The sequence below is a fragment of the Actinomarinicola tropica genome (assembly GCF_009650215.1).
GTDB classification, from domain to species: domain Bacteria; phylum Actinomycetota; class Acidimicrobiia; order Acidimicrobiales; family SKKL01; genus Actinomarinicola; species Actinomarinicola tropica.
In genome coordinates this window covers 3013763-3027455 of the sequence record NZ_CP045851.1, presented here as the reverse complement: position 1 = coordinate 3027455, position 13693 = coordinate 3013763, and the positions used below count along the sequence as shown (strand labels likewise).

At 68.5% G+C, this 13693-nt stretch carries 13 protein-coding genes; 1 reads left to right on the top strand and 12 read right to left on the bottom strand.

Translation table 11 applies throughout. The features are described from left to right. Window positions 1–638 precede the first annotated feature (638 nt). Together GH723_RS14865 and GH723_RS14860 are read right to left on the bottom strand one after the other, a co-directional pair. The gene (locus tag GH723_RS14865; protein WP_153760382.1) at window positions 639–932 is read right to left on the bottom strand and encodes an antibiotic biosynthesis monooxygenase family protein; all 294 of its coding nucleotides are present in this window, start codon (window positions 930–932) and stop codon (window positions 639–641) included. Window positions 933–1136: 204 nt separating this feature from the next. Beyond that, complete coding sequence (locus GH723_RS14860; protein ID WP_153760381.1) at window positions 1137–1769, bottom strand: DUF305 domain-containing protein; 633 nt, start codon at window positions 1767–1769, stop codon at window positions 1137–1139. Between the two features lie 341 nt (window positions 1770–2110). Between GH723_RS14860 and GH723_RS14855 the strand changes: the two genes are divergently transcribed. Beyond that, complete coding sequence (locus tag GH723_RS14855) at window positions 2111–2776, top strand: ferric reductase-like transmembrane domain-containing protein (RefSeq protein WP_195210341.1); 666 nt, start codon at window positions 2111–2113, stop codon at window positions 2774–2776. A gap of 22 nt (window positions 2777–2798) precedes the next feature. Here the strand turns inward: GH723_RS14855 and GH723_RS14850 are convergent, their stop codons facing one another. From GH723_RS14850 to GH723_RS14805, 10 genes are all read right to left on the bottom strand, one after another. After that, entirely contained in the window at window positions 2799–3290 is a 492-nt protein-coding gene (locus GH723_RS14850) for a rhodanese-like domain-containing protein (protein WP_195210340.1), read from the bottom strand. 154 nt (window positions 3291–3444) lie between these two features. Next, the gene (locus GH723_RS14845; protein ID WP_153760378.1) at window positions 3445–4047 is read right to left on the bottom strand and encodes a DoxX family protein; all 603 of its coding nucleotides are present in this window, start codon (window positions 4045–4047) and stop codon (window positions 3445–3447) included. A 109-nt stretch (window positions 4048–4156) separates the two neighbouring features. After that, window positions 4157–4930 (bottom strand): methyltransferase family protein, encoded by a 774-nt coding sequence (locus GH723_RS14840; protein WP_153760377.1) that lies wholly within the window; start codon window positions 4928–4930, stop codon window positions 4157–4159. A gap of 612 nt (window positions 4931–5542) precedes the next feature. Beyond that, entirely contained in the window at window positions 5543–6949 is a 1407-nt protein-coding gene (locus tag GH723_RS14835) for an NADH-quinone oxidoreductase subunit N (protein WP_153761239.1), read from the bottom strand. A gap of 88 nt (window positions 6950–7037) precedes the next feature. After that, entirely contained in the window at window positions 7038–8558 is a 1521-nt protein-coding gene (locus GH723_RS14830; protein WP_153760376.1) for a complex I subunit 4 family protein, read from the bottom strand. Between the two features lie 28 nt (window positions 8559–8586). Next, on the bottom strand, window positions 8587–10590 hold the full coding sequence (locus GH723_RS14825; RefSeq protein ID WP_153760375.1) for an NADH-quinone oxidoreductase subunit 5 family protein: 2004 nt from the start codon (window positions 10588–10590) through the stop codon (window positions 8587–8589). Further along, window positions 10587–10892: an NADH-quinone oxidoreductase subunit NuoK gene (nuoK, locus tag GH723_RS14820; protein ID WP_153760374.1), complete on the bottom strand. Its 306-nt coding sequence runs from the start codon at window positions 10890–10892 to the stop codon at window positions 10587–10589. The genes GH723_RS14825 and nuoK overlap by 4 nt, the downstream gene beginning before the upstream one ends. Next, window positions 10889–11434 (bottom strand): NADH-quinone oxidoreductase subunit J family protein, encoded by a 546-nt coding sequence (locus GH723_RS14815; protein ID WP_153760373.1) that lies wholly within the window; start codon window positions 11432–11434, stop codon window positions 10889–10891. The genes nuoK and GH723_RS14815 overlap by 4 nt, the downstream gene beginning before the upstream one ends. A 20-nt stretch (window positions 11435–11454) precedes the next feature. Continuing rightward, complete coding sequence (locus GH723_RS14810) at window positions 11455–12390, bottom strand: complex I subunit 1 family protein (protein WP_229022860.1); 936 nt, start codon at window positions 12388–12390, stop codon at window positions 11455–11457. Continuing rightward, window positions 12387–13661 (bottom strand): NADH-quinone oxidoreductase subunit D-related protein, encoded by a 1275-nt coding sequence (locus GH723_RS14805; RefSeq protein ID WP_153760372.1) that lies wholly within the window; start codon window positions 13659–13661, stop codon window positions 12387–12389. The genes GH723_RS14810 and GH723_RS14805 overlap by 4 nt, the downstream gene beginning before the upstream one ends. Window positions 13662–13693 lie beyond the last annotated feature (32 nt).

Genomic DNA, 13693 nt, shown 5'->3' with positions numbered 1-13693 from the left:
GACGTCTGCATGAGAGTGCGCGAGGCGCGGACGAGATCGGGATAGGTGGTCCTCGTCCCACGCCCTTCCGGCGTGCCTGTCGAGGCGGGTCCAAGGTAACGAGTCATCGTCGCGGTCGCCGAGAGCCGCTCGGATTGCGGGGACGAGCTCATCGCCGACGGTGTCTCGCGTGATGCAGGCCGCTGCTCCCTGGGCCAGGGCCGCGGCGCCGTAGCCTGGATCAGGCTCCGGACCGATGACCACCACCCGACTGCGGGGAAAGGCGTCGATCGCGTCCTGGCAACACGCCGGGAAGTCGCCAGCGTCGACGACGAGGAGGTCCGGCCGAAACCGATCGATGGCGCTCGGCAACATCTCGCCGACGGCGACGTCGTCGGATGCCCAGCAGCCGCACTCCCGAGCGAGCAGCTCGGTGGCGAAGCGCCGCATCACGGGATGTCGGATCGCCACGAGCACTCGAGTGGTGCTGTCGCACGCAGGGCAGGTTTCCGGGCTCACGACGTTCACTATCCGCGGTCGCAACAGGTCTGACATCAGTCCCGTCTACGGGATCGGCTGCGGACTTCTACGTAACCCACCGACCGGGGGCGCGTCCCGATGGCGCACAGCGCGCCGGATGCCATGTGCGGTGGAGACCGCTAGTTCGGTGCGTCCGATGCGGACACCTCGGTGTAGAAGTGAGGTTCCGGCGAACCGTCTAACAGCGGCTCAACCCGCTCCCACGCTTCTTGGCGAGCGACACTGCGATGCATGGCCATGAAGGTGGCTTCGCTCTGGTGCTCGACGACCGCTGCGTATCGCTCCGGTACCGTGGTGTCCTCCAGCAGCCGGCGGGACACGAAGCCCTCGAAACCGGCGAAGACCTGGTTGGACCACTCGAACCAAGACCGAAACTCGGCGTCACGACCCTCCACGATGAGAGGGAACTTCACGACGTTGACGAACGCGGCTGCACCTCCTCTGCTTGCCTCCGTCTCACGGAGGCCCCACGCCGAGCACCGAAGGACGAGTCCGGTCGGCACGCAAGGCTTCGAGTTCTTCGGGGCGTTGGTCCACGAGAACGCGGGCCGTTGCCACTGAGGGCCTGACGACCGTGAGGGCATCCTGAGATCGGACGGCGTGGGGGCTCACTCCGCTCAGGTGTCGAGGCCTGCGAGAAGCCGTTCGATCTCCTCCACTTCAGCCTCCTGGTCGGACACGATGCCGTCAGCGAGCGCGAGCACAGCGGGGTGGGAACCCTCGGTCAGGACGTCCTGCGCCATCGCGATGGCGCCTCGGTGGTGCTCGATCATCATCTCGAGGAAGGCGCGGTCGAACTCCGGGCCGTTCGCGGCCTCCAGCTGCTCCATGTCGTCACCAGACATCATCCCCATGCTGTTGCCGTCGCCCATCTCCATGCCGTCGTGGTCCATCCCGGTGCCCGCATCCGCAGCGTCTTCGCCCCAGGCCTCCAGCCATTCCTGCATGCGATCGATCTCGGGCTGCTGGGCCTCGCCGATCCGGGTCGCCAGCCCTCGCACCTCCTCGGCCTCAGCTCGATCCTCGGCCAGGGCGGACATCTCGATGGCCTGCTCGTGGTGCACGATCATCGCCCGGGTGAACTCGATGTCCGCCTGGTTGGGTTCGGTCCCTTCGGATCCCCCGGCGCCGTCCTGCTCCACGGGTGTGGGCTGTGTTGAATCGTCGCCGCTGTCGTCGCCGCACGCTGTGAAGAGGACGGCAGCTGCGACCAGGACGAGGAGGGAGCGGAGACGAAGGACAGCGGTCATGGGGAGCCTTCCAGGGTTGAATACTACACGTCGTCGTAGGTTTGCACGCTGAGGGAACGTGCTCAAGTCACCTACCCGATCCGCTCAAAGGACCGTCGATCCGCCAACCAGCGTCGATCCATCCTTCGGGCCCGGTCCCGCCGACGTGCCGCGACCACCGGCAACGACAGTGTGTCGTAGTCTGGCCTGCGTCGGGCCCGTCAGAGGGGTGCGCGAGGCCGCAGACCGGAGGTTCGACCATGGCCAAGAGGATGAAGCGACGCTCGACTCCGACCTGGCGACCTGCCGGGCGCCGCCCGGTGGGCGAGCCACTTGCTGCCCCGAATCGGCATCGAGCCCTGATGCGCCACCTCGTGACCGCCGGCATCGCCGGAGCCGCCGTGGTCGGTTTCTGGGCCAGTCGCCCAACGTGGTCACCGGAGATGCGGCTCTGGAAGGCGGTGGGGGATGCAGCGCTCGTCCTGCTGTTGCTGGCGCTGGCGCTGGGTCCGCTGGCGCGTCTCGATCGTCGCTTCACCCGCTGGCTCGCGTGGCGACGACAGCTGGGCATCTGGTTCGCCCTGGTCGCGCTGGCCCACGGCCTCTTGGTCGTGCACGGATGGGCCCGGTGGAGCCTGCGGCGCTTCCTCGGGTACGAGATGGTCCCTCAACTGGGGCGGGAGGTACGACTCGAGCCCGGTTTCGGCCTGGCCAACGTCGTTGGCGCGACCGCGCTGGCGTTCGCGCTCGTGCTCGCCGCCACGTCATCGGATCGGGCGTTGCGGCTCCTTGGAGCGCCGGCGTGGAAGTGGCTGCACCACGGAGCCCGGTTCGTCTTCTACCTGACGCTGCTCCACGTCGGCTACTTCCTGTTCGTGCACTACACGCTTTCCTTCCACAAGGATGTCCCGCCGCCCGACTGGTTCCGGCTGCCCTTCGTGATCTCGGGCGCTGCCCTGATGGGGCTACAGATCGCCGCCTTCATCAAGACGGCGGGCAAGCGCTCTCGTCAGGGGGTGCCGGCATGATGGAACGTCCGTCCTGCTGTCCTCAGGACCCTCGACGGATGGGCATGCCCGAGGCCTCCCACGCCTCCATTCCGCCTTCGAGGTGCCCCACGTGGGTGTACCCCGCGCTCACGAGCGCATCGGCCGCGGTCGCCGACATCCGACCCGACGCGCAGTACAGCAGGATCGAGCTGTCGGTGTCGGATGGCAACCGTTGGTCGCCGACGATGTCGTCGAAGTCGATGAACGCGTCGGTGCCATCGATCTCACCCTCGTAGGGTCGGTGCACGTTCACCACGAAGGCGTCCTGCGACATCCGGGCGTCGAACTCGTCAACCGGGAGAGACGCGTACGTCATGGATCCATGGTCCATCGACGCCATCGACCCCGGATCCCCGGCCGGTCCGTGGTCCATGCCGGGCATGCCCAGGGTCATGTACGCGAGGAACAATGCGCCGGCAGCCACGCCGGCGACGGCCAGCGCACGTCCGATGTGTTGCATGAGGCGGTCGACGGGATCGAGTTCGCTGGGCATGCGAACGATGCTACGACGACACGTCGTAGCATCGCCCATCATCATCCAGTCCGTCGTCGGTGCTTCGCCGATCTGCCGTTCAGGTCATCAGTACAGACAAATGCGCTCCGCCCAGAACAAGGCGGAGCGCATTCGGTCGGCACGCTTCAGTTGGCTACCGCAGGATCGAGGCGTTCCGACGGACGAAGGGCAACTGCGCCCACCAGCGTCCGAGTCCGAAGCGATCACCGGCGTAGGTCACCGCGAACACGATGAGGGCCAGGGCGTAGATCAGGTGGTAGCTGAGGAGCGGATCGGTCGACCCGGTTGGCTCACCGGCGCCTGTGAACCGGGCCGGGTGCCACTCGGCGACCCACATCAGCACCATCATGAGCGTGCCGCTCGCCGCAGCGATGCGCAGCGCTACCCCGGACACGACGGCAACGCCGATGCCGAGCAGGCCGAGCATGAACAACCAGTCGACGACGGGGTTCCCGGCGAGGTCGCGGAAGAACCCTGCGAAGGGGCCGACGTCGACGTTGCTCAGGAAGCCCCTGGTGGGGGATCCGCCGTTGAGCCAGGACCGCTCAGTCGGAGTCGAGTAGCCGAGCCCGAACAGCTTGTCAGCGAACGCCCACAGGAACACCCAGCCGACGGCCAGGCGCAGCGCTGCGAGCCAGCCCGACGCCACCCGCTGGGGTGGATCGGGGCGGGATTCCTTCAGGATGGTCTCGACGGTGAGAGGTTGAGAGGGACGGGTGACGGTCGGTTCAGACATCGTGGGCTCCTTCCAGTTCGTTGGTTCCAGGCGCTGAGCCGTGAGCTGACCGTACGAAACGGGGCCACCGATATCATCGGCACGAAACGCTGATCGCGTCTGCGGATTCCTACCGAACTCCTCTGGTGTCGGCATCCGGTGGCTCATCCCCGGCCGGGCCACTTCGTCGAGACGCCACCTCGTGGCGCTCCTGCGTTGCGGGGTGGTATGCCGGGACCACGTTGTCGGACGTGCCGGGTGGTGTGGGGACGGACGTTCGGGCGGGTCCGCGGCGCGGGATGAACCTCGGGGTCGTCGCCGCGTAGGTGTCCCACGCCTCGGCAAACTCGTCGCGGACGCTGCGCTCCTCGGCTGTGGCGAGGCGCCGGTACACGACCACGAGGATCGGGAACATCACCAGCGTCGGCAGGGTGGGCCATTGCAAGAGGAAGCCCACCATCACCGCGAGGAACCCGGCGTACTGGGGGTGACGCACCCAGGAGTAAGGGCCCGCTGTAGCGAGAGTGCCAGCACGGGCTGCGGCCCAGAGCACCCGCCAGGCGCTGACGATCAACCACATCCCGCCAGCGATCAACAGGTAGCTGGCGAGGTGGAACGGGCTCATGTGGGGATCGCCCTGCCAGCCGACGAGTTCGGACCACAGGTGACCGCCGTCGTGGGTGAGGTTGAGCGACTCGAAGCGGCTGCCGAGCGTCCCGGTCAACAGGTAGACGGTGAGCGGGAAGCCGTACATCTCGGTGAACAGAGCGACGATGAAGGCAGTGAAGCCGCCCATCGCCTTCCAGTCCCGGCGGTTCCCGGGACGGAAGAAGCTGAGCGCGAAGACGATGAAGATCGCCGAGTTGATGATGACGAGGGCCCAGAGCCCGTAGCCGTAGTCCATGTCGATGTCCTCCCGCGAGCTGTGCCGCGTCGACCGTACGAACCGCCGGCACCGGGGGCATCGGTGCGGATCACCGATCCTGGGTGTGGGCTTGCCGCAACTCCCCGGGACGTAGCGGACCGGGGCAAGAGAGGCTCATGTGGCGCCCATCGCTGCGGGCGACCGGACCGTTGCCCAGAGCGACGCGAGGACGAGCACCATCCCGGCTGCCGACCACCGGTCACCCGCTCGCCGATGAGCCACCAGGTGCGGGGTCCGGTGGGTGTCGGGCGCCGTTGCACGGCCGCGACGGTCAAAAGCGCAACGCCGGCACGAGCGCCCGCAGCGCGGCGAACCACAACAACGGTGCATCCCGTAGCCCCCACCGGATCATGACGAAGCAGGCACCCCACGCCCCGGTGATCCACAGCATCCGCGCCGGGCGGGGCCGACCGAGCGGCGACGGATCAGCAGCTGGGGGTGGGCCGTCGCGGGACGCTGCCTGCTTGCGCATCATCGCTCCTCGACGGTGCCGGGCGCGGCCCGTGGGGCCAGCCGGACCCAGGGTTCACCGGCGGTGGAAGTACGGATCGTCATCATGGCGATGATCCTGTTGGTCTCGGCGCTGACCACTCAGCCGGGCAGCAGACCGATCCCGTCGAACGCACCAAAAAACGGTTCTGCTCCGATGCCGACGAGCACCACGGCCGCGCCGGTGGCGACCGCAGCAATCCCGGCACTGCGGCTGAGGACCGGGACCGGACCCTCTAGATCCTTGAAGTACATCGGCGCCAAGACCCGGGCGTAGTAGGCGATGGACACCACCGTGTTGATCGCTCCCAGGATCGCCAGCCAGACATAGCCTGCGTCGATGGCGGCGGCGAACAAGGCCAGCTTGGCGGCGAAGCCAGCGAGTGGGGGCACACCGATGAAGGAGAGCATGGTGATGGTGAGGATGGCGGCCAGGACCGGACGGGCTCGGGCCAGACCCCTGTAGGCGGACCGGTCGGTGCGCCCCCGCAGCTGTACGACAACACCGAAGGCAGCGACGTTGGCGAGGACGTAGGCGAGGAGGAAGTACAGCAAGGCCGGCAGGGCGAGATCGCTCCGTTCGAGGGCGACGATGGCGAGCAGTCCGTAGCCGGTCTGGGAGACCGACGACCAGCCCAATAGGCGTCGCACGTCGTCCTGCCACAGCGCGGCCAGGTTGCCAAGGGTCATCGTGGCGGCGGCGATGACGGCGACGAGAGGTCGCCAGCCGAGACCATCGAGCGGCAGCGCGAGCATCAGTCGTGCAAGGAAGAGGAACGCTCCGACCTTGGGTACCGACGTCACGAACGCGGCGACAGGCGCTGGTGCGCCTTCGGCGACGTCGGGCATCCAGGCGTGTGCGGGCACGGCGCCGAGCTTGAACGCGACGGCGATGATGACCAGGGCGGCCGCGACGGCCAAGCCGGTCCCGCTTTCGGCGGCGAGGCCGGTGCTCAGACCCGGCAACGTCGTGGTTCCGCCCAAGCCGAACAGGTAGGCGACGCCGATCAGCATGCTGGCGCTGGTCATCGCCCCGAGGAGGTAGTACTTGATGCCTGCTTCGGCCGAGGCGCGGGACAACCGGTGGTAGGCCACGAGGACGAACCCGGTCGCTGAGGACAGCAGCATCGAGACGACGAACTGCTTCAGATCGGTCGCACCGGCGAGGAGCACGGCACCGAGGGAGGAGAACAGCAGCAAGGTGTAGTACTCGCCGCTGCGGGGATCGCTGCGGAACCAGGGCACCGAGAGTGCGATCACCGCAGCGGTCGCCACCAGGACGATCAGCTTCGCCCAGACGGCCGGCAGATCGCGGGCGTAGGTCTCGGCGAACGTGTATGCCTCGGGCCCGTCCAACATGGGGATCGTCGCGGCGGCGGCGATGGCGACGGTGAGCATGGCCAGGACGGCAGCGCCGCCCTGGAGGCGTCGGGGTGCGGCGAGGGCGTAGAGCAAGACGATGACACCGCCGACGACGAGGACGAGTTCGGGGACGACGTCGCCCAGCATCGAGCCCATGTCCATCGCCGCAGAGCCCATGGTGTCGTCCATCGTCGAAGAGCCCAAGGTGTGGTCCATCGTCGCTGGCCGTCGTGCGCTATCTGCCGACGAAGGGGCCGGCGAAGGTGTCGATCGCGTCGAGCAGCAGGGCCGGGGCGACGCCGATGCCGATGATGAGGACGACGAGAGCGCCAAGGGTCACCCGTTCGACCCAGCCCAGGTCTGGCCACGTCGACCACCGCTCCGGGAGCGGGCCGAGGAAGACCTGTTGCAGCATGCGCAGGAACAGCGCAGCGGTGATGACGATGCCGAGCAGGCCGATGCCGGCGAGCCAGGGGTAGACGGCGAGGGCGCCGGCGAAGATCTGGAACTCGGCGACGAACCCGGCGAGACCCGGCATGCCGAGGCTGGCGAAGGCCGCGACGACGGTGATGCCGGTGAGTGCCGGGGCCCGAGCAGCGAGGCCGCCGTACGCGTCCATCTCGTACGTCCCGCCTCGGGTGAGGATCGATCCGCTGATGAGGAACAGGGCGCCGGTGATCAGGCCGTGCGCGATCATCTCCACGGTGGCGCCGGTCAGGGCCAGCGCCTGGGCGCCTTCCTGTCCGGCGAGGCTGGCGCCCGCTGCCGCCAAGCCCAGCATCACGTAGCCCATGTGGTTGACGCTGGTGTAGGCGATGAGCCGTTTGAGGTTCGTCTGGGCCATGGCGACGAGCGCGCCGTAGACGATGGAGACGACGGCGACCACGCCGATCGGGAACGCGAAGCGGGCGAAGGTCTCGGGCTGCATGGACATGAGGACGCGCACGAACCCGTACGTGCCCATCTTGAGCAGCACACCGGCGAGGACGGCCGATGCCGGCCCCGGGGCGTCGACGTGGGCGGGTGGGAGCCAGGTGTGGAAGGGGACGATCGGCGTCTTCACCGCGAAGCCGATGAAGAACCCGAAGAAGACCAGCGTTGCGTAGACCCCGCCTGCGGGCAGTGGTTGCTGGCGGATGATCTCTGCCATGTCGAACGTCCGGGGTTCGGTGGCGAGGTAGAGGCCGAGGATGGCGAGCAAGAGGGCGAGCGAACCGGCGAAGGTGTAGACGAAGAACTTCAGCGCCGAGCGCCGGGCGTCACCGTGGCCCCACACGCCGATCAGGAAGTAGATGCCGACCAGGCTCAGGTCCCAGAACACGAAGAAGAGGAACAGGTCGAGCGACAGGAAGAGGCCGACCGACACGCCCTCGAGGAACAGCATGAGCGCGTAGTAGGGCCCGGCGCGGCCGCGCACGTCGACTGGGTAGGCGATGGCGACGGCGAACACGAGAGCGGCCATGAGGGCGAGCGGGAGCGACAAGCCGTCGACGCCGACCCGGTAGCCGACACCCAACGTCGGGATCCACTCGGTCGACTCGACGAGCTCGAAGCCGCCGCCGCCGTCGAACCGGGCCCACGCTCCGAGGAGGAGAATCAGGGGAACGACACCGACCACGCTGGCGATCAGACGCAGCCGGGACGCCCACGGATCGTCGGCTTCAGATCCCGCATCGGCCGGGGATCGGAGCCGCCGGGGGAGAAGCGCGAACACGGCGGCGGCAGCGATCGGGATGAAGATGGCGGTGGTCAGCACGTGAGCTCCGTGTGCGTCGATGTCGGCATCAGCTCGACAGGGCCAGAAGGACTGCGGCGGCCACGACGAAGCCCACCGCCACGATCACGTAGTAGTGGTGGGCTTGGCCGGTCTGGAGCTTGCGACTCGCGTGTCCGCCGATCCCGACGAGCCGTGCAGAACCCTCCACCGTCCCGTCGACGACGCGGTCGTCGGCGACTCCCGAGACATCGGCGCTCTTGAGGGTGAGGGCCGCCAGCACCCGGACGGCACCGTCGACGGAGCGCTCGTCCGCCCTGCGAGCCCCTCGGGCCCCGAGGCCGACCGCCTCGGCCAGCCCGTGGAGGAGAACGTCGAGGCTCCACTCTGCACGTCTCCAGGCGAGCCGAGACAGCGTGCGAGTGAGCCGCTCGGCGCCGCGCACGCCAGCGTCCACGACCCGGTCGTCGACGCGGGCAAGACCACGGGACAACGCCAACGTCGAGTCGACCACCACCACCCGGCTCAGCCGGGCCAAGCCGTACCAGTCCGCTACCACCGCCAGAGTCCCCTCTGGTGCCGACGCGTTCAGGCGATGAGCCTGCCACGCCCACACCACAACGGCGGCGACGGCGCCGGTGATGGCGAGCGTGACGGCCACCTCCCACAGGGGAGCCTCGAACAGCACACCGCCGGTCGCCCGCTCCAAGACCTCACCGCTTCCCGGCAGCCACAACAGGGACAGACCCACGGTGATGGCGGCGAGGACGCCGAGCGACCAGCGCTCCGCTGTCGTTGGCTGAGCGTCGACGCGGCGACCGATGGCGCCGTCGGCGGAACCCCGCCCGAAGGCGAGGAGCTGGTACCGGAAGGCGTAGGCCACGCTCAGACCGCCAGCGACGAGAACCCCGAGGAGCAGCCACAGGCTGCTGTGCGCGGCGGCCGCGCCGATCTCCTGCTTCGACCACGCTCCGCCGAGCGGCGGGATGGCTGCGAGGGCGGCCGCACCCACGAGCGACAGCCCGGCGATGCGCGGCAGCACCCGGCCCAGGCCCATGCCGCCCAGGTCACCGCTACCTGCCGCATGGATGGCGACCCCGGCGCCGAGGAACAGCAACGACTTGAACGCTGCGTGGGTGACGAGCTGGGCGCCAGCGGCAGCGGTCGAACCGGCTCCGACGGCCACGAACATCAGCCCGTACTGCGCCGACGTCGAGGCGGCCAGCACTCGCTTTGCCTGCGCCTGAAGTACAGCGATCACGCCACCCGCCAGGGCGGTCGCCATCCCGATGCCCGCGACGGCAGGCAGGAACCATCCGACAGCCTCCAGCGCCGGAGCCACCCGGATGAGCAGGTACGCGCCAGCCGAAACCAAGGTCGCGGAGTGCAGCAGCGCCGACACCGGGGTCGGGCCCGCCATGGCCGAGAACAACCATGGGGAGAACGGGAGCTGCGCCGACTTGGCAGCGACGGCGAGCAAGATTCCTGCGGCGAGGGCGTGCTGGTGAGTGCCGTCGACGGCGGCGAGATCGTCGTATCCAAACCCGCCCGTCGCCGCGAACGTCATTCCGGCGGCCATGTAGAGACCCAGGTCGCCGACGCGGGTCGTGATGAACGCCTGCGCCGCGGCGGCGCTGTTCGACCGTTCGCGCCAGCCGTGCCCGATGAGCGCCCACGAGCACGCACCGATCAGCTCCCACGCGAACAGGAGGGTGAGCAGGTCGGATGCCACGACGAGGAGCTCCATCGCGGCGACGAAACCCAGCATGAGGGCGAGCAGTCTCGTGCGGCCCTCCTCGACGGTGGCGGCGGCATAGGCCAGCACGGGTGCAGCCACGGCGGAGACTAGGACGACCATGACTCGGGCGAAGCCGTCGACGGAGACGCTCAGTTCGAGAGCGTCACTCCAGCGCCATGCCAGTTCGGGTTCGGCCGCCGCTGCCACCACGGCGACGGCGAGGGTCGCGACCGCCGAGGCGACCGAAGCAGCACCGACCGCACGAGGCCGATGCCGCAGCCCCAGGACCGATGCGGATCCCAGGACCGGAAGGACCAAGAGGAGGGCGACCGTCATCCCTTGAGCCTCCGCAGCTTCTCGGTGATGTCGGCCCGACGCACCCGGTACACGTTCGTGATGAGGGCGAACCCGAGCGCCATCTCGATCGCCATCACAGCCATGAACACGATCGCCAACATCTGTCCCTGCGGGTTGCCTCCGGAGCTCAGTGCCCAGAGAGCGATGAGGGCGAGCAGGGCGCCGTTGATCATCAGCTCGAGGCCCATCATCAACATGACGAAGGATTGCTGGCTGATCGCTCCGTACAGACCGATGGCGAACAGTGCCGCGGCGACGACGAGGAGTGCTTGAAGTGTCATGGCGATTCGAGTTCCTCAATTTCCAGCGAGGGCTCTTGCGACCCCTCGTCAGCCGTTCCGAACCGGCCATTGCGGCTGGCCAGCGCGATGGCACCGATCATCGTGGCGAGCAGGGCGACGCCAGCGGTCTGGAACACCAGCATCGAGTCGCCGAGCAGTTCGAAGCCGAGTTCGGCGGTGGCGTCGATCGCAGGATCGACCGGCTGGTCGGGGAAGTCGACCGTGAGGGCCACGACGGACAGGCCGACGAACGACACCACGCCGGCGCCCACAGCGAAGCGGTGCTGGTGCACCATGAACATTGGGTTCAGACCGGCCGGGTTCATCATGTACATGACCATCACGACAGCCATGATCAACATCTCGCCGGCCATCATCAGGATCAGCACCATTCCGAGGAACTCGGCCGCCAACATCACCAGGATCGCCCCCACCCCGACGAACGAGGCGAGCAGCCAGAATGCGGCACGGACCATGGAGTCGGTTCGGAACACCAGGTAGGCGGTGACGACGCTTCCGACGGCGAAGCACCAGAACAGCACGTCAACGGTCAGAGACCTGGTCACAGCAGGAGTGCTCCGCTCACGAAGATGTTCACCAACGCCAGCGGGATGAACACAGCCCAGCAGGCGACGACGAACGGCTCGATCCGGACGCGGGCCAAGAGATGCCGGCTCGCGACCAGAACGGCCAGCACCCCCATCGTCTTGAGCACCATCCAGACCGGCCCGGGCAGCAGGGGGCCCCACCAGCCACCGAGGAACACCGCTGCCCCCATCGCGGCGATGGCGACCAGCATTGCGGCACGGGCAATCTCCCAAGCGAGCCGGTCTGTGCCAGCGTCCTCGGCTGACGTCCCGCCGACGAGGTCGGCACCGTCGGGCAGGTTCAACGGGCCCCAAAAGCTCACCCCCACTCCGACCATGAGGTAGATCGGGAGACCGAGCGGCTGGCGAACCACGTTCCACAGGTCAGCTTGGGCTTCGACGATGTCCATCACGGCCAGCGACTCGGCGGGGAGCGCAGTCGCCAGCATGGCCAGGAGGAACGGGATCTGCAGGGACAGTGCTTGGGCGCCGTAGCGGTACGCGCCGATCATGGGAAACAGCGAGTTCGGTGACCACCCGTGCAGGAACACGGCGATCATCACGAACGCAATGGCCGCGGAGAAGACGACGAATCCGGTACTTGGGTCCGCCACCGCCGCGCCAGGGCCGACAGGGACGACGGCGAGGCCGGTTGCGGCGAGTCCGCCGAGCAGACCTGGCGCCAGGGCCCACCCAGGCGCATCAGGGCGCTCGGTGCGTCGACGCCGCTGGGTGAGGAGCACTGCGACGGTGCGGAGCGGATCGACGAGGAGCGCGCCGAGGTCGCTGCGGCCCCCTCCAGCGACCAGGCGGCTGGCGGTGCCGTCGATGACCGCCACGACATAGACGCCGATGGCCATGGCAAACGCCACGGAGGCGACTGCCGCACCGGGTTCCAGGTAGGCCCTCACGGGACTGGCAGCTCGCGGTCGGGGGAGCGCAGCGCCAAGACCTCGTCGGTATCGAGGTCCAGGCTCACCACGGTGGACACCGCATCGCCCCACTCCATGCCTTCGAGCACGGCCGGGAGCAGCGGAAGGAGACGCTGTGCCGGTAGGTCGCCTACGGCCAGCCGTCCCCGGGGTGACTCCAACGGCGCCTCGGGGTCGTGGTAGCGATCGCGCGCCCGCCCGGCCAGCTTCAGGGCCTGGTCTGCTTCGTTGAGCCGCTGGGCGATGCGAGAGCGTGCGTCACCGCCGTCGTGGATGACCGGTTCGAAGCCGAGCCCGAGATAGGCGGGATCGGCGGCTCGCTCGTCTTGCTCGACTCCGGACGCGCGGGCGACGGGTCCGGTCGCCGTGCCCTCGAGCTGGGCGGCCGGAATCGTCCCGACCCCCCTGGTGGCCCAGCCGAGCACTTGTGAGCGGCGCAGGAGACGGCGCAACTGCTCGACGTCCTCAGCTTGATCCGGGTGCGCCTGGTTCGCGAACCGGAGGACCCGTCGAGCGAGCGAGGACAGCTGGTGCGCAACGAGGGCCGACGCGATCGAGCGGAGGTGCGAGCGGGCGCGCTCCAGCTCCAGGACCGACACCGGAACCGGGGCGTGCAACGCCTGGCGGAAGGGGGTCCGCACATCGATCTCGACAGCTGGCTCCCCCTCGGGGGCCGCAATGACTTCAGCTTGCTGGATCACGTCGCCCTGCAGTCGGGCCGCGAGCACGAGACCGGTCGGGAAGCGAGCGAAGAACGGACCGATGCGGACGGTCAGCTGGTCCAGGCGCAGGCCGTCTCGGTCCGGAGCGACTTCGGCCATCGGGCGCCCGTAGGGCACCCCTCCGGTCATCCCCGTTCCGCCCTGGCCGAACGGGCCGACCCCTCGCCACGGCGCGGGGTCCTCGTCCGGAAGTACCGGAGGGCTCGAGGGCAGCTCGCCGAGCAGGAGAGCCCGGTGGGTGTGGACGACGGCGTCGACGAGGCCCGAAGGGCCGACCTCGTGGACCTGCACCATCGGTGGGATCGGTGGCACGAGGCTTGAGCCCAGCGACCACCACAGCGGCACGCGTGGTCGCGACGAGGCATCGTGCAGCTGTGCGAGCTGCGTGGAGAGGTGAGGTGGCACCGCTCCGGCGATCAACAGCACGTTCGCCGCAGCAGGTGAGTCGACTAGGCGCAGCCGAGGCTCCAGCAGGAGGTCATCGACTTGTACTTGGGCGCCCATGCCCGCCACGGCGAACACCGGCACGGGAGCTTGCGCTGCGACCCGATCGACCGCAG